This is a genomic window from Bacteroides mucinivorans, from assembly GCF_034654355.2.
GTDB classification, from domain to species: domain Bacteria; phylum Bacteroidota; class Bacteroidia; order Bacteroidales; family Bacteroidaceae; genus Bacteroides; species Bacteroides nordii.
The window spans coordinates 3,810,480-3,833,501 of the sequence record NZ_CP178179.1; the positions used below are offsets into that span (position 1 = coordinate 3,810,480).

Annotated in this window: 15 protein-coding genes; 11 read left to right on the top strand and 4 right to left on the bottom strand. The window is 42.8% G+C overall.

Annotated features, from left to right (window positions below; genetic code table 11):
* Positions 1–193 precede the first annotated feature (193 nt).
* From VCM39_RS14705 to VCM39_RS14720, 4 genes are read left to right on the top strand one after another with little or no spacing between them, the layout of a single operon-like run.
* The gene (locus VCM39_RS14705; protein ID WP_322932973.1) at positions 194–5,800 is read left to right on the top strand and encodes an alpha-2-macroglobulin family protein; all 5,607 of its coding nucleotides are present in this window, start codon (positions 194–196) and stop codon (positions 5,798–5,800) included.
* A 59-nt stretch (positions 5,801–5,859) separates the two neighbouring features.
* Positions 5,860–8,142, top strand: coding sequence for a penicillin-binding protein 1C (pbpC, locus tag VCM39_RS14710; RefSeq protein WP_323673990.1), 2,283 nt, complete (start codon positions 5,860–5,862; stop codon positions 8,140–8,142).
* Between the two features lie 24 nt (positions 8,143–8,166).
* Positions 8,167–9,342: an MFS transporter gene (locus VCM39_RS14715; RefSeq protein WP_321028865.1), complete on the top strand. Its 1,176-nt coding sequence runs from the start codon at positions 8,167–8,169 to the stop codon at positions 9,340–9,342.
* Between the two features lie 54 nt (positions 9,343–9,396).
* Positions 9,397–9,831 (top strand): hypothetical protein, encoded by a 435-nt coding sequence (locus tag VCM39_RS14720; protein ID WP_321028864.1) that lies wholly within the window; start codon positions 9,397–9,399, stop codon positions 9,829–9,831.
* Here the strand turns inward: VCM39_RS14720 and VCM39_RS14725 are convergent.
* The gene (locus tag VCM39_RS14725; RefSeq protein ID WP_221648882.1) at positions 9,828–10,868 is read right to left on the bottom strand and encodes a sugar kinase; all 1,041 of its coding nucleotides are present in this window, start codon (positions 10,866–10,868) and stop codon (positions 9,828–9,830) included. The two genes, VCM39_RS14720 and VCM39_RS14725, sit on opposite strands and share 4 nt — an antisense overlap.
* 157 nt (positions 10,869–11,025) lie before the next feature.
* Between VCM39_RS14725 and VCM39_RS14730 the strand changes: the two genes are divergently transcribed.
* The 4 genes from VCM39_RS14730 (at position 11,026) to VCM39_RS14745 (ending at position 15,312) form a co-directional block, all read left to right on the top strand.
* Positions 11,026–11,898: a VIT1/CCC1 transporter family protein gene (locus VCM39_RS14730; RefSeq protein WP_221648883.1), complete on the top strand. Its 873-nt coding sequence runs from the start codon at positions 11,026–11,028 to the stop codon at positions 11,896–11,898.
* Positions 11,899–12,088: 190 nt separating this feature from the next.
* On the top strand, positions 12,089–12,679 hold the full coding sequence (locus tag VCM39_RS14735; protein WP_002561860.1) for a DUF4251 domain-containing protein: 591 nt from the start codon (positions 12,089–12,091) through the stop codon (positions 12,677–12,679).
* A 394-nt stretch (positions 12,680–13,073) separates the two neighbouring features.
* Positions 13,074–14,633: an ATP-binding protein gene (locus tag VCM39_RS14740; RefSeq protein ID WP_322932971.1), complete on the top strand. Its 1,560-nt coding sequence runs from the start codon at positions 13,074–13,076 to the stop codon at positions 14,631–14,633.
* A 13-nt stretch (positions 14,634–14,646) separates the two neighbouring features.
* Positions 14,647–15,312 (top strand): LuxR C-terminal-related transcriptional regulator, encoded by a 666-nt coding sequence (locus tag VCM39_RS14745; protein ID WP_221648885.1) that lies wholly within the window; start codon positions 14,647–14,649, stop codon positions 15,310–15,312.
* Positions 15,313–15,400: 88 nt separating this feature from the next.
* On the opposite strand, the gene mnmA is transcribed toward VCM39_RS14745, so the two are convergent.
* On the bottom strand, positions 15,401–16,468 hold the full coding sequence (mnmA, locus tag VCM39_RS14750; RefSeq protein WP_221648886.1) for a tRNA 2-thiouridine(34) synthase MnmA: 1,068 nt from the start codon (positions 16,466–16,468) through the stop codon (positions 15,401–15,403).
* 123 nt (positions 16,469–16,591) lie between these two features.
* On the opposite strand from mnmA, the gene VCM39_RS14755 reads away from it, so the two are divergent.
* Positions 16,592–18,007, top strand: coding sequence for a S41 family peptidase (locus VCM39_RS14755; RefSeq protein WP_322932970.1), 1,416 nt, complete (start codon positions 16,592–16,594; stop codon positions 18,005–18,007).
* 19 nt (positions 18,008–18,026) lie between these two features.
* Positions 18,027–18,860 (top strand): DUF4595 domain-containing protein, encoded by an 834-nt coding sequence (locus tag VCM39_RS14760; RefSeq protein ID WP_322932969.1) that lies wholly within the window; start codon positions 18,027–18,029, stop codon positions 18,858–18,860.
* Positions 18,861–19,197: 337 nt separating this feature from the next.
* Here the strand turns inward: VCM39_RS14760 and VCM39_RS14765 are convergent, their stop codons facing one another.
* Both VCM39_RS14765 and VCM39_RS14770 read right to left on the bottom strand, forming a co-directional pair.
* Complete coding sequence (locus tag VCM39_RS14765; protein WP_221648889.1) at positions 19,198–20,034, bottom strand: alpha/beta hydrolase; 837 nt, start codon at positions 20,032–20,034, stop codon at positions 19,198–19,200.
* Between the two features lie 30 nt (positions 20,035–20,064).
* Positions 20,065–20,496, bottom strand: a complete 432-nt coding sequence (locus VCM39_RS14770) for a DUF2007 domain-containing protein (RefSeq protein ID WP_221648890.1) — start codon at positions 20,494–20,496, stop codon at positions 20,065–20,067.
* A gap of 113 nt (positions 20,497–20,609) precedes the next feature.
* On the opposite strand from VCM39_RS14770, the gene VCM39_RS14775 reads away from it, so the two are divergent.
* Positions 20,610–22,985 (top strand): TonB-dependent receptor, encoded by a 2,376-nt coding sequence (locus VCM39_RS14775; protein ID WP_322932968.1) that lies wholly within the window; start codon positions 20,610–20,612, stop codon positions 22,983–22,985.
* Positions 22,986–23,022: the final 37 nt, after the last annotated feature.

Below are 23,022 nucleotides of genomic sequence, written 5' to 3' on the forward strand. Positions count from 1 at the left end.
TTTATCAGTTTTGAGTGCTTCCCGCACGGGGAGGTACGCCAAGCGATGGTCAATTGAACCTAAAATTGGTGCGATTGCCCTGATAAAAGATATCCCCCCCCAATCAAAGACTGTTTTATTTTTTTAGATGAATCAATATAGTAAAAAGCATATTTTCATTATCTTTGGTCACTAAACTTTTAATACCTTTACCATGAAACGAACAACAATGATTCCAGCCGCGTATTCTGTTCTTCTGTTCATCATCATAAGCCTGAGCTCATGTGCAGGCAGTCAGAAAGAACTTGTTCCTTCTTCGGAATTTACACCTTATGTAAATGCCTATACAGGCGGGGTAATATCGCAATCCTCACCCATACGAATAGAACTGACCCAAGATCAGCCCGTAGTAGATTTAAATAACGAACTCAAAGAGAATCCATTCCGCTTTTCGCCTTCACTGAAAGGAAAAACATATTGGATAAGCAATAACACAATAGAATTCCTGCCCGAAGAAGGAGCGCTTAAACCAGGAACAATGTATGAGGCTTCGTTTCAACTGGGAGACTTTGTAAAAGTAGACAAACGTCTGAAAGAATTTAATTTCTCATTCCGGGTACAGGAAAAGGATTTCTCATTGGCAATGGAACCACTCGACATAACTGCCGCTACCCCCGAGTACGCCTCTGTTAAAGGAGAAATACGTTTCAGCGACAAGATTGACAACGTACAAGTAGAGAAAATGATCTCAGTTAATGGAAATGGTTCTTCAGATTATGCCATTTCTGTAGGAGGCACAGGAAATCCGATGCGATACAGTTTCAACATCAACCGTATACCGAGAGCACAGGAAGATTACGATCTGGAAATAACATTGAACGGAAAAGTGGCAGGTATAGACCGGAAAATTGTTGAGAAGGTGACCATTCCGGCAAAAGATATCTTCCGCTTCATGTCTGCACAACGCATAGAGCAACCAGAGAACGGAATACAAATTTCGTTCTCCGATCCCGTATCTACCACACAGGACCTAAAGGGACTCATTGAAATCGCGGAACTCTCTTCGTACACATTTCAGGTAATCAATGACAAAGTAAACATATACTTCGAGCCCAATCGCTCCAATAAACTCACACTGAGAATCTATGAAGGTATAAAAAATAGGAAAGGAAAAAAACTCGGCACCTCCCATTCTATCTCCTTCAGTCAACCCAGCCTGAAACCACAAGTGGAACTACGTACAGATGCTGCCATTTTGCCCGACTCCAAAAATCTGATTATCCCTTTCCGGGCTGTCAGCCTGCATGCTGTTGACTTGAATGTGATCCGTATATTTGAAAGCAATGTACTGATGTTTATGCAGACAAACACTCTTTCATCTTCCAACGAATTGAGACGGTCTGGACGGTTGGTTTATAAAAAGACATTACATCTGGATAAAGACCCGTCTAAAGACATCCGCAAATGGGAAGATTATTCTATTGACCTCTCCGGACTGATCAATCAGGAACCGGGAGCCATCTACCGGATCACCCTTTCGTTCAAACAAGCCTATTCGGCCTATCCATGCGGAGAAGATGACAAAGAATTACAATTCTCCGAAAGTTCGGACCAGTTAACAAAACTATCCTCCGAACAACTGTCAGAAGAAGATGAAGCTGTGTGGGATACTCCGCAGACCTACTATTATTACAACGGTTCCGAAGGAATGGACTGGCGACAATATCGTTGGGAAGAGCGCGACAACCCCTGCCATATATCTTACTATATGGGAGCAGACCGAACAGCTGCATGTAATGTTCTGGCATCCAATCTTGGTATGATTGTAAAGCGAAACTCGGTCAACAAATTGTGGATTACTGTAAATAACATATTAGATACTACCCCAGTAGAGAAAGCTATAGTAACAGCTTACAATTTTCAGCTACAGCCAGTGGGTAAAGCCGAAACCGACAAAAACGGATTCACTGTCATTGAGACTAAAGGTGTGCCTTTCATTGTTGTGGCAGAAGCCGGAAAGCAAAAAGCATATGTACGGGTGGCAGACGGGGAAGAACAGTCAGTCAGTCGTTTTGACGTAGGCGGTAAAGATATACAGAAAGGATTAAAAGGATTTGTATATGGCGAAAGAGGCGTATGGCGTCCCAGCGATACACTACACATCTCGTTCATGCTTGAAGACCGCAACAACCGGATACCGGATAAACACCCCGTAGCATTGGAAATTTACAATCCGCGGGGACAATTCTACAATAAATTAATCTCCACTAACGGAGTAAACGGGCTGTATACTTTCGCCGTACCAACAAGAGCAGAAGATCCTACCGGACTATGGAATGCTTACGTGAAGGTTGGAGGAACGGCCTTTCACAAGTCACTACGAATAGAAACGGTAAAGCCCAACCGTCTGAAAATCAATCTACAGCTTCAGGGAGAGATACTCAAAGCCTCGGATGGAGAGATACGTACTACTTTGTCGTCAGCATGGCTAACAGGTGCCCAGGCTTCAAGACTGAAAACAAAAGTCGAAATGTCACTCTCCAAAGTCAATACGCAATTCAAGAATTACGGGCAATATATATTCAATAATCCGGCAACAGAGTTCACCTCTTCACGCATGGACGTATTCAGCGGCATGCTGGATGCGAACGGCAATGCATCGTTCACCCTCAAACTACCCGAATCGGGAAATGCACCGGGTATGCTACAAGCCAATATTACCACCCGGGTATTCGAACCGGGCGGAGATGCAAGTATCAACACAACAAGTGTACCGTTTTCTCCTTTCAATTCGTACGTAGGTATCAATCTCAATCAGCCCAAAGGTAAATATATCGAGACAGATAAGGATCATGTATTTGACATCGTCACCGTGAATCCGGAAGGAAAACCAGTGAATCGTTCGGGACTTGAATATAAGATTTACCGCATCAGTTGGAGCTGGTGGTGGGAAAGTTCCAGAGAATCATTTGAGACTTATGTCAACAGCAGTTCTTATACCCCTGTGGCCAGCGGAAAGCTGAATACCATAAACGGAAAGAGCAGTTTCAGATTCCGCATCAACTATCCCGATTGGGGACGTTATCTGGTGTATGTGAAAGACACAGAAAGCGGACATGCTACCGGAGGTACAGTCTACGTAGACTGGCCCGAATGGCGTGGACGTTCCAGTAAGACTGATCCGAGTGGTATCAAAATGTTAGCTTTCTCTCTCGATAAAGAATCTTACGAACCAGGTGAAACGGTAACTGCCATCATCCCCGCCTCAGCAGGAGGCAGAGCACTTATCGCTCTGGAAAACGGCTCAGAGGTATTACAACGTGAATGGTTGGATGTATCCGGTAAAGAAGACACCAAATATCAGTTCAAAGTGACCCCGGAAATGGCACCTAATGTCTATCTGCACATCAGCCTGCTGCAACCACATGCACAAACAGTAAATGATTTACCCATCCGCATGTACGGAGTAATGCCGATATTTGTGACTAATAAAGAAACCGTACTCCAACCCCAAATTCAGATGCCCGATGTACTTCGTCCCGAAACGGAATTCAATGTGACGGTAAGCGAAAAGACAGGTAAACCAATGACGTATACACTGGCTATCGTAGACGATGGACTACTTGACCTTACCAACTTCAAAACACCTGATCCGTGGAATGAATTTTATGCACGGGAAGCATTAGGCATCCGTACATGGGACATGTATGACGATGTGTTGGGAGCCTATACAGGTAGTTACAATTCACTGTTCAGTACCGGAGGTGATGAAACATTAAAACCGGCAGATACCAAAGCAAACCGTTTCAAACCGGTAGTACGTTTTATCGGTCCGTTCAGTATTGGCAAGGGTAAAAGCCAGACACACCGAATCACGCTTCCAATGTACGTAGGTTCAGTACGTACCATGGTGGTGGCAGGAGAAAACGGAGCATACGGACGGGCAGAAAAGACAACTCCGGTACGTACCCCACTCATGATTCTTTCAACATTACCCCGCGTACTCAGTACACAAGAGGAGATATCACTCCCGGTCAATGTATTTGCCATGGAGAAAGAAGTGAAGAATGTAAAAGTATCCGTTTCAGCATCGGGTGGTGCACAAATCAGCGGTGCCTCCCAACAGTCGGTTTCATTCGTAAAACCGGGTGACCAGTTAGTTTTCTTCAAACTAAAGACTGGTAGCAAATCCGGTAAAGCAACCCTTCGCGTAACAGCCGAAGGAGCCGGGAAGAAAGTTTCGGAAACAATTGAGATAGAGGTACGTAATCCTAATCCGGTGGTAACACTGCGTGAAAGTAAATGGATAGAAAACGGGCAAAGCTGTGAACTATCTTATAGGTTAGGCAGTCGTTCACCGGAAAACAGTGTCAAGCTGGAAGTATCCCGTATCCCGTCGGTAGATATCAGCCGTAGATTCGACTTCTTGTACAATTACCAGCACTACTGTACAGAACAGCTAACTTCCAAGGCTCTCCCACTCCTGTTTATCAGTCAGTTCAAAGCAGTAGACGAAGCCGAATCTCAAAAAATAAAGGCAAATGTACAGGAAGCAATCAAACAACTGTATGCCCGTCAGTTACCCAACGGAGGATTTATTTACTGGCCAGGGAATGCTTCTGCCAACGAATGGATAACCTCCTACGCCGGAATGTTCCTGGTAATGGCACAGGAAAAAGGATATGCCGTAAATGCCAATGTACTCAATAAGTGGAAGCGTTTCCAACGTTCGGCTGCACAAAACTGGCGTACACCTCAACAGGATACCGGATATTACTGGCAATCAGATTTGCAACAAGCGTTCAGACTATACACACTGGCATTGGCAGGAGCACCGGAACACGGGGCCATGAACCGCCTGAAGGAGATGGAACAAATTCTCTCTTTACAAGCTAAATGGAGACTGGCGGCAGCATACGCCTTAAACGGAAAAATGAAAGCAGCTAATGAGTTGGTATTTAATGCCAAGACTACAGTAGAGCCTTATTCCTCTTCTGCGGGAAGTTATGTATACGGATCTTATGACCGCGATGAATCTATGATACTGGAAACGTTGCTATTAATGGGACGTGAACGGGAAGCGTTTGCACAGGCACAACGAGTGTCACAAACTTTATCCCGTGAAGAGTGGTTCAACACCCAATCCACAGCATTTGCTCTAATGGCAATGGGCAGATTGGCCGAAAAACTATCAGGCACACTTGACTTTTCGTGGACACTGCATGGTAAACAACAACCCGCTGTAAAATCTGCCAAAGCCGTGTTTGAGAAAACACTTGCCACTGCTCCCGGTGGAGGTGAAGTTACAGTGAAAAATAATGGAAAAGGAGCATTAAATGTAGATCTTATCACCCGGACACAATTACTGAATGATACTTTACCTGCAATGGCAAACAATTTACGTCTGGATGTGAGATATACTGATATGAACGGTACAGCTATCTCCATAAATCCTATCAAACAAGGTACAGACTTTATGGCAGTAGTTACGGTAGCCAACATCAGTGGAACTTCCGACTACAACGACCTGGCACTGACACATATCATACCATCGGGTTGGGAGATATATAATGAACGTATGATAGACTACCCGGAACAAGCCACAAGTACTGATACGAACAACAGTTATACCTATCGGGATATCCGTGATGACCGTGTACTTACCTATTTCAATCTGAAACGGGGACAGTCTAAAACCTTCACCATACGATTGCAGGCAACCTATGCAGGAACCTTCATATTACCTGCTATCCAGTGCGAAGCAATGTACGATTCCGGAGCACAGGCAAGGACTCAGGCCGGAAAAGCGATGGTTGAATAGAGAGGGGAAGAGAAGGGAGAATGGAGAAGGGAGAAGGAAAGAGAAGGAAGAAGGGTAAAATGATAGGGGGAGGGGTTATTACACTCCTGTTAATAGGGTATATTTTTTGCCTTCCCCGGCAACTATTCCATGTACCCTACTCTACTGTTGTGGCCGACCGGAATAATGAGCTTCTCGGAGCACGTATTGCCCCGGACGGGCAATGGCGTTTTCCTCCCCGTACTACGACTCCGGCAAAGATACAAGCCTGCTTCGTTGAATTTGAAGATAACCATTTTTTTCACCATTGGGGAGTAAACCCAGTGTCAATAGGAAGAGCAGCTTATCAGAATCTAAAAGCCGGACGAGTTATCAGTGGAGGTAGTACAATTACGATGCAGACCATCCGTCTGGCTCGCAACAATCCCCGTACCTTCAGCGAGAAATTTATCGAAATGATATGGGCTACCCGGTTAGAGTTCCGTTATTCAAAAGAGAAGATACTCTCTTTATATGTCTCCCATGCTCCGTTTGGAGGAAATGTAGTAGGATTGGATGCCGCTGCCTGGCGTTATTTTGGCCATTCGGCAGACGATCTGTCATGGGCAGAAGCAGCTATGCTCGCCGTACTTCCCAATTCTCCTGCTATGATTCATCTTTCCAAAAGCCGGCAGGCATTGCTCGATAAACGTAACCGTCTCCTCACACGGTTGCACACAAAAGGAGTGCTGGATGATTCAAGCTACGAACTTGCCCTCAGCGAGCCATTGCCCCAAGAGCCCAAGCCACTACCACAGATTGCTCCGCATCTCACTGACTACTTCTACCAGACGAGAAACGGTAACTATTCTGTAAGCACCATCGACCGGGGAATACAGCTGCAGATAGAAGAACTGATAGAGCGTTGGAATGGTGAGTTCTCCCGTAGTGATATCCGCAACATAGCCATACTGGTCATTGATGTTCAGAAGAATCAGCCCATAGCCTATTGCGGTAATGTACATTTCAATAAAGCAAACAGCGGCAATCAGGTAGACATCATCCGTTCCCCCCGCAGTACGGGAAGTATTCTCAAGCCTTTCCTTTATTACGCTATGTTACAGGAAGGCAGTATACTTCCACATACTTTATTACCTGATATCCCGATCAATATCAATGGTTTTGCTCCACAGAACTTCAGCCAGCAGTTTGAGGGAGCCGTCCCTGCTTCCGAAGCACTGGCACGTTCACTCAACATCCCTACCGTAACAATGTTGCAACGTTACGGTGTCCCAAAGTTTTACAACTTCCTGAAACAAGCAGGAATCAGTACCCTTACCCGCCCTGCTTCCCATTATGGGCTTTCCCTTATTCTGGGAGGTGCCGAGGGAACCTTGTGGGATATCACCTGTGCCTATACAGACATGGCACGCTGCCTGAAAGGATTGGATAAAACCGGCTGCTCTTTATTACTCTCCGACTCTACCTACAATGTCTCATCTGCAGTTTCAACCTCATCCTTTTCTCCCTGTGCCGTATGGCAGACTTTTGATGCCATAAAAGAAGTAAACCGACCGGAAGAAATTGATTGGCGCACTATTCCTTCCATGCAAACTATTGCATGGAAAACGGGAACCAGCTATGGTTTTCGCGATGCATGGGCAGTAGGAGTCACCCCTCGCTATGCCGTAGGTGTATGGGTGGGTAATGCTACCGGAGAAGGTAAACCGGGACTTGTCGGGGCACGCACTGCGGGGCCGGTCATGTTCGACGTATTCAATCTGTTACCATCGTCTCCCTGGTTCGTCAGACCTTCTGAAGGATTTGTAGACGCAGAGGTTTGTCACCTATCCGGACACCTGAAAGGACGCTTCTGTGAAGAGACAGACACTATACTGATACTTCCTGCCGGACTCAGAACCGAAGCTTGCCCCTATCACCACCGAATCAACCTATCGGCAGACGGCACTCAACGTATCTACGAAAGTTGCATCAATACAGAGGCTACCATTCAAAAGAATTGGTTCACCCTACCGCCTGTTTGGGAATGGTATTACAAACAACGCCACCCGGAATACAAACCTCTGCCTCCCTTCAAATCCGGATGCGGGGAAGATATTCTCCGTCCGATGCAGTTTGTCTATCCCACCATGAATGCCCGCATATTTCTGCCCAAACAAATGGACGGGAGCAAAAGCCAGCTGACTTTTGAACTGGTGCATAGCGTTCCCAAAGCTACTGTATATTGGCATTTAGACAATAACTACCTGGCCGAGACACAGGATTTTCACAAGATATCCCTACTCCCCTCGTCAGGAAAACACACAATGACGGCAGTAGACAATGAAGGAAATACAGTTTCGGTGACTTTCTTTGTAGAGTAGGCTCAATTCTCTATCTTTGCGCCCATGAAACAGACTTTAAAAGAAAACGGAGGATTACCGGCATCCATACTTTGGACGTTGGCAATTGTTGCCGGTATATCAGTAGCCAATCTTTACTACAACCAGCCTTTACTGAACATGATACGCCACGACATGGGTGTATCAGAGTTTAAGACAAACCTGATCTCTATGATTACACAGATCGGATATGCACTGGGGCTTTTATTTATCATCCCGTTAGGCGACCTGTATCAACGAAAGAAAATCATCATTATTAACTTTGCAATACTGATTGTTTCGCTATTGACTATTGCACTGGCACCGAACATACATGTTATATTAACAGCATCTCTTTTTACGGGTATTTGTTCAGTAATACCACAGATATTCATCCCGATAGCTTCGCAATTCTCCAGACCTGAGAATAAAGGGCGAAACGTAGGTCTTGTCGTTTCAGGCTTGCTGACCGGCATTCTCGCTTCCCGGGTAATCAGCGGGTTCATCGGCGAAATCTTCGGATGGAGGGAAATGTACCACATAGCTGCTGCCCTGATGCTGATATGTGGAATTGTAGTTGTTAAAGTACTGCCGGATATAAAACCCACATTCAAAGGGAAATACAGTGAATTAATGAAATCACTGTTTCTGTTACTGAAAGAATACCCACAGCTACGAATCTACTCCATACGGGCAGCACTGGCATTTGGCTCTTTTCTGGCCATGTGGTCATGCCTGGCATTCAAAATGGGGCAAGCTCCCTTCCACGCCGGAAGCAATGTTATCGGTATGTTAGGACTCTGTGGAATAGCCGGAGCATTATCAGCATCACTGGTAGGTAAATACGTAAAAAGAGTGGGCGTCCGCCGGTTCAACTTTATCGGTTGTGGATTGATACTTTTTGCATGGTTTCTGCTCTTTGCAGGAGAAAACACCTATTTGGGCATCGTAGCAGGTATTATTATTATCGACATTGGCATGCAATGCATTCAATTAAGCAACCAGACCAGTATCTTTGAGCTTTGTCCTAATGCTTCCAATCGCATCAATACTATTTTCATGACTACTTACTTTGTTGGCGGTTCAATGGGTACCTTTCTGGCAGGTACTTTCTGGCAGGCATTTGGTTGGTATGGAGTTATAGGTACGGGTGTTTTGTTGACCAGTTGTTCATTATTTATCACTTTTTTCTCACGTAAGTGAACCTAAATGGTAGTTCTATTTGTTGTTTAGTGCATCAATCTATAAATTTAATGTATGAAATACGGAGTCAACAGACAAGTTTTACTGATTACTGCCGGTATCGTATGGATAGTGGCAGGGGCAAATATACTGCGAATAGGAATCGTGACATGGCTTAATGATTCTCAATACTGGCTGTTCAAAATGGGTGAAGCCACAGTAGTGTTCCTTCTATTCTTCATTCTTATATTCAGAAGACTATACTATAAACATACCGAACGCATCACCCAAAAGAAACAGGAAAAGAATTGCCCCTTCTCTTTTTTCGATGTAAAGAGCTGGATTGTCATGATCTTCATGATTTCATTAGGCATCAGCATACGAAGTCTGCACCTGTTACCCACCAGTTTCATATCCGTATTTTATACCGGATTGTCATTGGCTCTGATCGCAACCGGAGTACTCTTTATCCGTTACTGGTGGCAAAGACGCCATCTACTTCGAAATTAACGCTGTACCCTGCCAGAAGAGTCACCATTCATCAGCGCTTCTACTTCGGCAACAGTTGCCAGGTTGAAGTCTCCATAGAAAGTATTCTTCAGACAGGAAGCTGCCAACGCAAAATCCAATGCTTTCTGATCGTCATCGGGATAAGTGAGCAGACCATAAATGAGTCCGCCAACAAAAGCATCTCCCGTACCTACACGATCTACTTCGTGAGTAATGTCATAAATCCCCGTATGCTTTAACGATCCATCGGAATAAAGCACAGCGGCAAGCAAGTTGTGATTGGCAGATAAAGAATTGCGTAGCTCAAGAAACATCTTCCTGCAACGGGGAACCAGCTCTGCTACTTGCTTTCCTACCTCTTCAAAACCTTCAAGATTGAGTCGATAATCTGTATTTACAGCCTTAAAGCCTACGGGAGCAATACCTAATATCTCTTTATATTCAGGTTCCGCACCAAATATCACATCACTATACTGTACTAACGGTTTCATCACATCAGCTGCCGTACGTCCATATTTCCACAGGTTCTTCCGGTAGTTCAAGTCACAAGAGATTGTTAGTCCCATCCGGTCTGCCATCTGAAGAGCTTCCAGACAAGTATCGGCACCGTCCTGTGACAAAGCGGCGGCTACTCCCGACCAATGAAACCATCCGGCATCAGCAAAAATAGCCTCCCAGTCTATCATACCCGGGCGAAGGGTAGAGAAAGAAGAACCCGATCGGTCATATACTACTTTTGAGTTACGAAAAGAAGCCCCGTTTTCAAGAAAATAAATTCCCATACGATCGCCACCATAAATAATACCATCCGTACGGAGTCCATGTGAACGAAGATCACTGATACAGGCACGGGCTATATCATTATCGGGTAAACGGGTTACAAATTCGGTCGGTATCCCAAAGTTGGCAAGAGAAACCGCTACATTCGTTTCACTGCCACCAAAGGTAGCTACATAGTCACGGGATTGTGAGAAACGCAGATTACCGGGAGTGGTAAGACGCAAAAGTACCTCTCCAAAAGTTACTATCTTCTTCATGATATCAATAATTTCAATTAATGATCAAATGTACTATCAAAAATCCAACAGAGCGCAAATTTTTAATAAATTTTATTGCTATACTAACAGATAGAGAATACATTTAGTCTATTTGTAGTACCTTTGCCCGAAAGCTAAAATATAGAAATAAGATAACATGAATTTAACCTCAAAAGATCTCGAGAAGTTTATTCGTTTCCAGCGAAATGAGTATACTGAAAGTATTGTGTACGACCGACTGGCTTCTATTGAAAAAGATACATCCAACAGCAAGGTACTACGCTTGATCTCTGCCGAAGAGAAAGCCCATTACTATACACTCAAAAAGTATACGAATACCGAAGTGAAGCCCAACCGCTGGCGTATTACCAAATACTACTGGTTAGCGCGTATCCTGGGTATCACATTTGCCATTAAACTTATGGAATCCAGCGAAAACAGTGCCCATCAGGACTATGCCCGGTATACGGAATGTGAGGATTTGCAGCGTTTGTCACGCGAAGAAGAGATACACGAAGAAAAGCTCATCGGGCTGATAAACGAAGAACGGTTGGAATATATGGGTTCTGTGGTACTGGGACTAAATGATGCTTTGGTAGAGTTTACCGGAGCATTAGCAGGTTTCACCCTGGCACTGAGTGACCATAAACTGATAGCACTAACAGGAAGTATTACCGGTATTGCTGCTGCACTGTCTATGGCATCATCGGAATACCTGTCTACCAAATCGGAAGGCGATAAGAGCAAACATCCGGCAAAAGCAGCTATCTACACAGGTATTGCCTATATCATTACGGTAGTTGCACTGGTAACTCCTTTCATTCTAATCAGCAATGTACTGATAGCATTGGGAGTAATGTTGGCTATGGCACTTATTATTATAGCATTGTTCAATTATTACTACTCGGTGGCACGTGGTGAAAGTTTCCGAAAACGTTTTATGGAAATGGCCGTACTCAGTTTCAGTGTGGCCGGAATAAGCTTTCTTATAGGGTATGCCCTGAAAACATTCACAGGTATTGATGTGTGAATTAATCAGGAGTCAAGTGGCAAGGTTATCCACTACTTAACTACTAATGAAGTGATAACCACTAAACTACTTGCCACTGATAGACAAACTTAACTACTTCATAAAATTGTGAAATGTTCATGAACAATCTTTGATATATGTTGTTTTTGCAATAACGAACAACGTTATTAAACCTAAACAAAAAAAAGTTATGAAAAAGTTTATTGCATTATTAGCATTAGTATTGGTAAGTGCATCTACCATGATGTATGCACAGGAATCAGAAAGAGCCGTACGTCGCGCCGATCGTAAAGCACAAAGAGACGCAGAAAGAGCAAGACTGAAAGCAGAAGAACAAGTAGCCGACGCAGTAGCTTATCAGCAGGCTGTACAAGCACTGAAAAACAAACAGTTCGTGCTCGAAGCCGATCAGGTGATCTTCCGTAACGGACAGAGTGCTTTTGTATCAACGACTACAAATTTTGTGATGATGAATGGTCAGAAATCTACTGTACAAGTTGCTTTCAATACTCCATACCCCGGTCCTAACGGAATTGGTGGTGTAACAGTAGACGGTAACGCATCGGATATGAAAATTACAACGGACAAAAAAGGTAATGTTAACTGTTCATTCAGTGTACAGGGTATCGGAATTTCAGCTCAGATATTCATTTCACTGACCAATGGAGGTAATAATGCCACTGTTACTGTAAACCCGAACTTTAACAACAATACAATTACACTGAGCGGTAATATTGTACCATTGGATCAGTCAGACGTATTCAAAGGACGTTCTTGGTAAGAAGATGATATAACATAAAGTTATAGAGTAATAATACTATAGGGTGATAATAGATAGTTTCTATTTATCACCCTATTCTGTTTTATTAAAATCTGTGTAATTTAAGTTATCTGCATTCATTAAATGAAGAGAGATTGCAAAAGTGTACAATCATATTATGCAAAAGTGTACAACCTTGTACTACAAGAATGTACACTTTAGTTGTACAAGAGTGTACACTTTGACAAACACTGATTATCAATACGTTACCTTAATCCATTCACTATTTACAAACACAGATTATCAATAAACCAATTTTGTATGCTTACTATTGTATTTTAAATTTAGCCCAAGCAGGAAATGGTTTATGGAAATAATGAGTATCTTTGAATGGTCAATAAATAAAAAAATAACCATGAACAGTGTATTGCGTAAACTCCCTATCGGGATACAGACTTTTGAAGATATTCGTAGAGATGATTACCTATATGTAGATAAGACTGCTTTTGTGTGGAGAATAGCGAATACAGGAAAGCCCTATTTTCTGAGCCGCCCCCGCCGCTTTGGTAAAAGCTTGTTGCTTTCTACCTTTGAGTCTTACTTCAAAGGGAAAAAGGAATTGTTTGAAGGGCTTGCTATTGAACAAATAGAGACAGAATGGAAACAATACCCGGTACTTCATCTGGACTTAAATGCCAAGAAATATGAAACACCCGACGATTTAATTGCTATACTCAACCAACATTTGGAGAAATGGGAATGCCTGTATGGTAATGAGAAAAAAGATCGTAGCCCCGAAGAACGATTTGGTTATGTCATTAGTCGTGCCAGTGAGCAAACGGGATGTAGCGTAGTGGTACTCGTAGACGAATATGACAAGCCTTTGCTACAAGCATTGGACAATATGTCTTTGCTGGATAATTATCGCCAGACGCTAAAAGCCTTTTATGGTGTACTAAAAAGTTACGACCGCTATTTGCGTTTTGTTTTCCTCACCGGAGTGACAAAGTTTGCACAAGTAAGTGTATTCAGTGACCTGAACCAACTAAATGATATTAGCATGAAGCCTCAGTATGCTACAGTATGTGGTATTACTAAGCAAGAACTAATCGATACTTTTACTCCGGAACTACAGAAACTGGCAGAAACGAATCAGTTGACTCCAAAAGAGACACTTCATAAGATGAAAGCTTTGTATGACGGCTATCATTTCTGCGAGTTTACAGAAGGAGTATTCAATCCATTTAGCGTTCTCAACGTTTTTGACGGATATAAATTCAGTAATTACTGGTTTCAGACAGGTACTCCTACTTTCCTTGTGGAACTGTTGCAAAGAAGTGAGTACGATCTGCGTACATTGATTGACGGAGTAGAAGCCTCTGCCTCTTCATTTACAGAATACAGAGTAGATGCTAATAACCCGATTCCATTGATTTACCAGAGCGGCTATCTGACGATAAAAGACTATGATAAAGAATTTGGGAACTACCTGTTGGAGTTTCCGAATGATGAGGTACGATATGGCTTCATCAATTTTTTAGTACCCTTCTACACCTCTATGGCAAACAATGACCAAAGTTTCTACATCGGAAAATTTATCCAGGAGTTACGTGCAGGTAATTATAACTCCTTCCTCACCCGCCTGCAAGCCTTCTTTGCCGATTTCCCTTATGAATTGAACGATAAAACCGAGCGTCATTACCAAGTAGTGTTCTACCTTGTCTTTAAACTAATGGGCCAGTTTACTGACGTTGAAATACGCAGTGCACGCGGACGGGCAGACGCTGTAGTAAAAACTCCCAAATTCATCTATGTTTTTGAATTCAAGCTCAATGGCACAGCCGAAGAAGCCTTACAGCAAATAGATGATAAAGGATATCTGATTCCATACCAGGCAGACGGACGTGAACTGATAAAAATAGGTGTAGAGTTTAGTGCTACCGAAAGAAATATCAGCCGATGGTTACCTTTATAAAAAGGAATGAAGTATGAGAGAGTATATCATTGCAGATAATCAAGACATTACCAAAGCAGGAATGATGTTTCTGCTCAGCAAGCAGAAAGATGTATCTCTGCTACTGACAGCAGATAATAAAGCAGAATTAATCAGAGAATTACGTCTGCATCCACAGGCCGTAGTAATTTTAGATTATACCTTATTTGATTTTGCCGGGGCAGATGAATTGATTGTACTCCGCGAACGTTTCAAAGAGGTAGATTGGTTATTGTTCTCTGATGAATTAAGTATCGGTTTCCTTCGTCAGATACTGTTTAGTAGCATGGCATTCGGTGTCGTGATGAAGGATAATTCTAAAGAAGAAATACTCACTGCCCTGCAATGTGCTTCGCGCAAAGAACGTTTCATCTGCAATCATGTCAGCAATCTGTTACTTTCGGGTAATAGCCAGCAGACCTCTTCCGGTACTCACACGCAGGAAGATCATCTGCTGACAATTACAGAAAAAAACATCCTTAAAGAAATAGCGTCAGGTAAAACGACCAAAGAGATTGCAACCGAAAAGAACCTGAGTTTTCATACCATCAATAGTCACCGTAAGAATATATTCCGGAAACTTGGCGTAAACAATGTACATGAAGCAACCAAATATGCAATGCGGGCAGGAATTGTGGATTTGGCAGAATACTATATTTAATTAATGGAAAATTGAAAGTTGAAAATTGAAAGTTACTATGCAGCGTGCTAGTGGCGCAGCTAACTTTCAACTTTCAATTTTCCATTAATTAAATAATTTCACCACTCCCGATACATACTTCAGCCACATCATCATACACCACCCCAAATTGTCCGGGAGCAATGCCTTGCAGCTTTTCGGAAGAAAGGATACGATAACGCCCCTCTTCCCTGAAAAGCTTTCCTTTAATAAACTCCGGAGTATGGCGTATTTTGAAAGTAATATCCACTCCTTCGGCTTTACTCTCCCGCCATGGATTATCGGTTATATAATGAAAATCACCTAAAGAAAACTCATTACCAAATTGTGTCTCCACTCCATAGCCATGAGACACATAAACAATGTTATCCTGTATATCTTTCTTTATCACAAACCAGGGACCTCCACTCAAGCCCAGTCCCTTGCGTTGCCCAATGGTATGAAACCAATACCCTCGGTGAGTACCAATCTTTTTACCTGTTTCCAATTCTATAACAGCTCCCTCCTTCTCTCCGAGAAAGCGACGCACAAAATCATTGTAATTTATCTTTCCCAAAAAGCAAATACCCTGGCTATCTTTCCGACGGGCACTGGGAAGCCCGGCTTTCAGAGCTATCTCCCGAACTTCATTTTTCATCAGATGCCCAATGGGAAACATCAACTTAGACACTTGCAGGTAATCTATTTGTGCAAGAAAATCGGTCTGGTCTTTTACCGGATCTTTGGCTGTACCCAGCCAGGTTTTACCATCCCTTTGCAAGGTTGTAGCGTAATGCCCGGTAGCGGTAAAATCAAAATCTTTGCCTACGCGCTGCTCAAAGCAACCAAACTTAATCAGTTTATTACACATCACATCCGGATTGGGGGTCTGTCCTTTCTTTATTTTATCAATGGCATAGGCTGCCACATTATCCCAATACTCTCGATGCAGGTCGACTATAACCAAAGGCAAACCATACTTACGGGCAGTGACAGTGGCAAGTTCAATATCCTCCTCGGCAGAACAATCCATATATTCTGCCCCGTCCATACCTATCTTTATATAAAAAAGAGTCGGCTTGTAACCCTGCTCACAAAGAAGGTGTACAACCACCGAACTGTCTACACCACCGGATAATAAAGCTGCTATATTCTTCATACGTGCAAAGATAGGTACGAAAACATTTACAGGCTATCACACATTAAAGGCATTTTTATACCACAAATGTGGTAGATAAGCGAAGTATTTCCTACATTTGCAGCTTCTAAAGATGATAAAGATATGAAGATAAGAAACATACTGTTCACCCCTACCCTGTTCATCGTGATGACTTCTGCCCTGTTTTCATGCGGAGTAGACCGCTGGCCGGAATATGCAGCCGAAACAGAACTGGATACCTGGATAGACAGCGTGATGCGCCAAGAGTATCTTTGGTACGAAGAAATACCAACAGTGACTCCCAACAAATACTTCCTTGCCCCCGCGCAATTCTTAAAGGAATTAATTTATACCACTCTCGATAAGAATTATTCCTACATAGATACATTGAACAAAGTGGAGTTACCCAATTATGGATTTGACTATACACTAATAAAGAATTCAAATGTAGACACACTCTACAATGCATTAGTTACAAATGTTTTGCCCGGTTCTCCGGCTGCAGATGCCAAACTGCAACGTGGTGAATGGATTATAAAAGTAGACGATAAACACATCACCAAAAAGAATGAAACCTTGCTCCTGCAATCGGGTAATGCTTTGAAACTCACTTTGGGCAAGTATGAATTACAAAAAGACAGCGAAACTAAAAAGGATAAAGGAATAGTGGTAGAAACCAGAACCATAAACATGGGAGCCGAACGAATGGTAGAAGACGACCCGATTCCTGTCTACAGAATAATAACCAGTGCCACAGGGGTAACAGTAGGCTATATAGTCTACAACCACTTCACAGCAGGCACTGCTACTGAGAAAGATAAATACAATAATAAACTTCGTGAGATATCTCACGTATTTGCCAGTGCAGGGGTAACCAAAGTAGTGCTCGACCTGCGCTATAATACCGGAGGCTCATTGGAATGTGCCCAGTTATTAGCTTCTTTACTGGCCCCCAAGGAGGCGGTAGGTCATATTTTTGCCGAACTAAAGCATAACAACAAACAGTCCTACAAAGACTTTAGCCTGCTTTTCGACCCGGATTTAATAGGTAGTGGCGTAAATATGAACATTGAAGGAGGATATATACTGACCAGTAGCACTACTACCGGAGTTGCAGGAACATTCTACGACTGTTTGTATCCGGTTGCCAATTGGGAGATCCTCGGTGCAGCCTTACCTTCCACGGGAGTAGCAACAGAAAGTTTTATTAATCCGAAGCATGGTTGGTCATTGAATCCGGTAGTATGTGATGTTTATAATATTGCCGGAGAATCGCATGGTGGAGGTAGTTTCCCTGCTAAGTATACTGTGGATGAAACTTCCCTAACGAATCTGGTCACTTTTTTGCCTTTAGGAGATAAAGAAGAGACATTATTCAGTATGGCCCTTGGCATTATTGACGGCACATATCCACCCAAAGAAGAAGAGAAACCAAAACCGGACGAAGGAACAACGGAAGAAAAGCCCGAAACCCGTACGCTTAAACATGTATATCACTCACAAGGCTACAGGGTAAAAGGAGGAATAAAACTAAAATAAAATCAGAACCCAATAATCCATGAAACAAACACGACTCTACTTGTCTATATTGTTTCTCCTATCTTTAGTAGCTGCCTGCAATAAAGACGAAGAAGAGACTGAAAACAGAACAAAACTTCTCACTGTAACGGAAACCACTGGCAGTGGTTCAGAAAAAGTAACCACGAAACAAGAATTTGCCTTTAGCAACGAACTCTTGCAGAAACACACTACCACACAAACCTATACAGACTTGTGGTTGGAAGCAAAATACACACACACTGTAGCTACACAACTTAGTTATGAAGCAGGAAAAGTAATCATTACAGATGAAGTAGGAAACGAATCAACTTACATTATGGATGATGAAGGACGCGCTACGAGCTGTACCCGCAACGAACCCGGGGGAAATATCCGTACCTATACATTTAGTTATTCTACCTCGGAAAACGGTGTTCTCACCGGAATTAAAGAAAATATTAATGGAAAACCATATTCTGAGATCACAATTACATTCCTACAGGAGGGAACAATCAGCATCTCAGAAAGTACCAACAATTATCAGAATACATTTATCGCCAGTACTAATAGTGCTTATCCCGGTATCTCCAATACGATGAGCCAGCTTCCCTGGTTGTTTTTAGCAGAACGTTATCCGCTATCTCTTCACACAGAAGCTTTATATGCCAATATTCTCGGAGTACCTCTTCCTATACTTCCGGGACGTTTAGACATAGAGGGTAGTGACGAAATCACAACGTACAGCTATAGTGCAGATAAGAATGGATACATTATTGACTGTACAGGAAGAACAAGCGTATCATCCGGTCGTAGTTGGAGCCGCTACGTTCAATACGCATATACGTCTTATTAGAATTCTTGTCAAGAGCAGATTTATTGATTCTTAACTAAAAAGTAGCTATTTCTCAACAAAATACCTGTTACGTCACAACATAATATGAAATGCATCGCAACATACTATGATATGCATCATAACATAGTATGTCATGAACCGTAACATACCGGAAAAATTACATAAATATCGGGGAAAATCTTGTCAACAGCCTACTCACACCGTTTGAGAGGCGTATATAAAAAAAGAAAGGAGAAAGCCCTCGCTTCCTCCTTTACATCCAGTTTATCTGAATCTACTTTATGATTACATCTATAAAGATACTGCTTTAAAATGTAAAAGTCAAGCTTTTCAGTGATTATTTCTTCCCTGCCGGCAGTTGTTTCTTAAAGAATTTACTAAAGAAGAGAATCTGATAATCAATAGAATTATTCCAGTATTGCCCGTTGTGTCCTCCCGGACGAGTGATAAAGTCATGATCAATCTTCAACTCCAACAGACGCTTGTGCAAATTCTTATTCACATCTAAAAAGAAATCGGCTTCTCCACAATCTATTATCATTGCCAAATCATCCTTCTGTAGTTTATCAACCTGATTAATAACCGTATGTTGATCCCACACCTCTTTATTCGTTTCCATTTCGCCCAATTGTTCGGGCATCATCCAATTCTTCGGAAAGGGACGGATGTCTACCCCACCACTGGTACTTCCGGCAGCACCAAATACATCGGTATGGCGGATTGCATTCCAAAGCGCACCATGTCCACCCATACTAAGTCCGGTAATGGCCCGTCCACGAGGTGCGGCTACTGTCTTGTAATGCCCGTCTATGTACCTGACCAGCTCTGAGGAGATAAATGTTTCATAACGGACATCTTTATTCTTCGGACTGTCCCAATACCAACTGTTCTTACCATCTGGGCAAACGAAAATGATCCCTTTTTCATCGGCAATCTGCGGAAGCTCCGGTTTCGTATTAATCCATGTCTTGGCATTGCCACCAAAACCATGAAGCAGATAAACCACCGGACACGCTACAGCTTTCTTCCCCAAAGCAACATCGGGAGTAACTACCACTACCTGTACCCCCTTATTCATAGAAGGACTTTGCACCATCACCGTGTCTACCTGAGCTGCATAAAACGGAAGTGCCAGTAACAGCAAACAGGCAAACCATAAACTTTTTCTTTTCATCGTATTAAAATTTCTGTATTTAAATTGAAGTTATGATTCCTCATCTTGTTTATACGCAGCCGAAACAGGTCTCTCAAAAAAGGCTTTACACTGCCTGCATTCATACGTCCAATGATTATCTCCGGGAGGAGTGGCGGCCAGCAAAGAGAAAACAACGGCACAAGCCGCTTTCACATATCCATCCTTTCGTAACTTAAATGCAATATCCGCCGAACCGCAAAACGGGCAATATTTCAATTCTTCTGGAAGACTCTGATTGTCACGCAATACCTGAAGAGCATGATCATAATCTTCTTCATTGACAAATATATCAACACCGGAGATGTTGCTTACATAGCTCTTCAACAACGACGAAAAGTTCTCATTATGCAACAACGAATCTATTCCTTCGTTCTCTAAAGCTCCCTGCAAGATATGTGCTTGCATGGCATCATTGCATGTAATTAACCGGACTGTCTTCATAATTATACCCGACTTTAATAGTTAAGAGGAAACAAAAATACCAGATAAAAACAAGAAGCAAACTATTTTTTATATAATTTTGCATTTCAATCAGAAAAAACAAACCCGAGCTAATGAAAAAACGATTCCTATTTATCTTGTTCTGTTTCTGCCTTCTTGCTACAATAACAGCACAACCAGTTCACCAAATTAAGGGAACGGTCATTGATAAAACCAGTCGTAAACCGTTGGAATTTATCAATGTATTAATTACAGGAACAGGTATGGGAAGCGTTACAGATTCCATCGGGCATTTCATCATCGAAGAGGTCCCTCCCGGTATCTATCGTTTGCAAGCATCTGCCGTAGGATATAAGACCACACTAACTTCCGAATATATCCTTTCTACAAGAAACCTCAACATTGATATAGAGATAGAAGAAAACCCGACCGAGCTGGAGGGCGTCACTATTACCGCCTCTCCCTTCCGGCGCGACCTGGAAAGTCCGGTAGGACTACGTATTATCGGATTGCAGGAGATAGAGAAAAGTCCGGGAGCCAATCGTGACATCTCGCGTGTAGTGCAGTCGTATCCCGGTGTAGCCTTTTCACCTGCCGGATACCGTAACGATCTCATCGTACGGGGTGGTTCGCCCTCCGAAAACCGTTTCTATCTGGATGGAGTTGAAATACCAAACATCAATCATTTCAGTACACAAGGTGCCTCGGGTGGTCCTGTAGGCATTATCAATGCCGATTTTATCAGGGAAGTAAATTTCTATACGGGGGCTTTTCCTGCCGACCGGGGTAATTCACTCAGTTCGGTACTCGATTTCAAACTCCGCGACGGAGATATGGAACGGAACTCTCTGAAAGCTACCCTCGGTGCTTCAGAAGTATCGCTTGCCTCCAACGGACATCTGGGCAATAAGACTTCTTACCTGGTTTCCGTCCGTCAGTCCTATCTGCAATTCTTATTCGATATGTTAGGATTGCCTCTCCTCCCAACTTTTACGGATGCACAATTTAAACTGAAAACCCGCTTTGATGAACGCAATGAGTTGACAGTGCTGGGGCTTGCCGGTATTGATAACATGAAACTCAACACCAGTCTGGAAGGCGAGAAAGCAGAATACATATTAAGCTATCTCCCCAAAATACAACAGGAAACATTCACGTTAGGAGCCGTCTATCGCCACTATGCAGGAGCACACGTACAGTCAGTGGTTATCAGTCACAGCTATTTGAACAACCGTAATACCAAATATCTACACAATGACGAATCCACTGAAGAGAATCTTACCCTCCGGCTCCGTTCTGTAGAGCAGGAGACAAAATTAAGATTAGAGAATAGCTCTGCTTTTGGAGCATGGAAAGTGAATTTGGGCCTGAATCTGGACTACAGCCAGTATACTAATACCAGTTTTCAGCGTGTCTATATTCAGAAAGGAGAAACATTCGACTATCATACGGCACTGGGGCTTGTACGTTGGGGAATATTCGGAACAATGAGTTATGCATCACCCGATGAACGATTTACCGCATCGTTAGGCGTACGTACGGATGCCAACAATTATTCGTCACGAATGAACAAACTTTCGGAGCAGCTTTCTCCCCGCTTGTCTCTCTCCTACCGTCTTATAGACGGGTTATATGCCAGTGGTAGTGCCGGATTATACTACCAGTTGCCTCCTTACACCGGCCTTGGCTTCAAAGGTAACAGCGGAGAATTGATAAATAAACGGCTTCGCTATATGAGCGTCAGCCAGGGTAGCTTAGGGCTAAGCTGGCAAACAAGTAGTAATTTTGAACTATCCGCCGAAGGATTCTATAAGGAATATGACCGTATCCCCTACTCTGTATCAGACGGAATCCCACTTGCTTGTAAAGGCAATGATTATGGAGTGATAGGCAACGAAGAACTGACTTCAACCGCACAGGGTCGCTCATATGGTGTAGAAGTATTATTGAGATGGCTCATTGCCAAAAAGTTAAATTTAGCCTCCTCTTTCACACTCTTCAAGAGCGAATACCGAAACAATAAAGAAAACGAATACATCGCCTCAGCATGGGACAACCGTTACATCTTCAATCTGAGCGGAACATACAACTTCCCACACCATTGGAGCTTCGGAATGAAAGTAAGCTGCATCGGAGGTGCCCCTTATACACCTTATGATACGGATAAATCTTCTTTAGTCACTGCATGGAATGCACAAGGCAGACCCTACTATGATTACAGTAAATATAATACGGGACGTTTACCGGCTTTCGGACAGATAGATGTACGGGTAGATAAAACATTCTACCTTAAACGCTGTATGTTGGGATTCTACATCGATTTGCAAAATGTGACAAAGAGTACTTTCAAACAACCGAATATATATATGAGTACCGGAGTCATTGAAAACCCGTCAGCACCCATACCCGAACAACGTTACAAAATGAAATATATCGAACAAAAAAGCGGTACACTGATGCCTACACTTGGCATTACATTTGAATATTAACACGAAAATCAACTATATTATTAATTAAAAACCAGAA

Bases quoted from the DNA above. Each gene is read 5' to 3' on its own strand.
- VCM39_RS14705 (WP_322932973.1), top strand. From the start codon at position 194: ATGAAACGAACAACAATGATTCCAGCCGCGTATTCTGTTCTTCTGTTC.
- pbpC (WP_323673990.1), top strand. From the start codon at position 5,860: ATGATAGGGGGAGGGGTTATTACACTCCTGTTAATAGGGTATATTTTT.
- VCM39_RS14715 (WP_321028865.1), top strand. From the start codon at position 8,167: ATGAAACAGACTTTAAAAGAAAACGGAGGATTACCGGCATCCATACTT.
- VCM39_RS14720 (WP_321028864.1), top strand. From the start codon at position 9,397: ATGAAATACGGAGTCAACAGACAAGTTTTACTGATTACTGCCGGTATC.
- VCM39_RS14725 (WP_221648882.1), bottom strand. From the start codon at position 10,868: ATGAAGAAGATAGTAACTTTTGGAGAGGTACTTTTGCGTCTTACCACT.
- VCM39_RS14730 (WP_221648883.1), top strand. From the start codon at position 11,026: ATGAATTTAACCTCAAAAGATCTCGAGAAGTTTATTCGTTTCCAGCGA.
- VCM39_RS14735 (WP_002561860.1), top strand. From the start codon at position 12,089: ATGAAAAAGTTTATTGCATTATTAGCATTAGTATTGGTAAGTGCATCT.
- VCM39_RS14740 (WP_322932971.1), top strand. From the start codon at position 13,074: ATGAACAGTGTATTGCGTAAACTCCCTATCGGGATACAGACTTTTGAA.
- VCM39_RS14745 (WP_221648885.1), top strand. From the start codon at position 14,647: ATGAGAGAGTATATCATTGCAGATAATCAAGACATTACCAAAGCAGGA.
- mnmA (WP_221648886.1), bottom strand. From the start codon at position 16,468: ATGAAGAATATAGCAGCTTTATTATCCGGTGGTGTAGACAGTTCGGTG.
- VCM39_RS14755 (WP_322932970.1), top strand. From the start codon at position 16,592: ATGAAGATAAGAAACATACTGTTCACCCCTACCCTGTTCATCGTGATG.
- VCM39_RS14760 (WP_322932969.1), top strand. From the start codon at position 18,027: ATGAAACAAACACGACTCTACTTGTCTATATTGTTTCTCCTATCTTTA.
- VCM39_RS14765 (WP_221648889.1), bottom strand. From the start codon at position 20,034: ATGAAAAGAAAAAGTTTATGGTTTGCCTGTTTGCTGTTACTGGCACTT.
- VCM39_RS14770 (WP_221648890.1), bottom strand. From the start codon at position 20,496: ATGAAGACAGTCCGGTTAATTACATGCAATGATGCCATGCAAGCACAT.
- VCM39_RS14775 (WP_322932968.1), top strand. From the start codon at position 20,610: ATGAAAAAACGATTCCTATTTATCTTGTTCTGTTTCTGCCTTCTTGCT.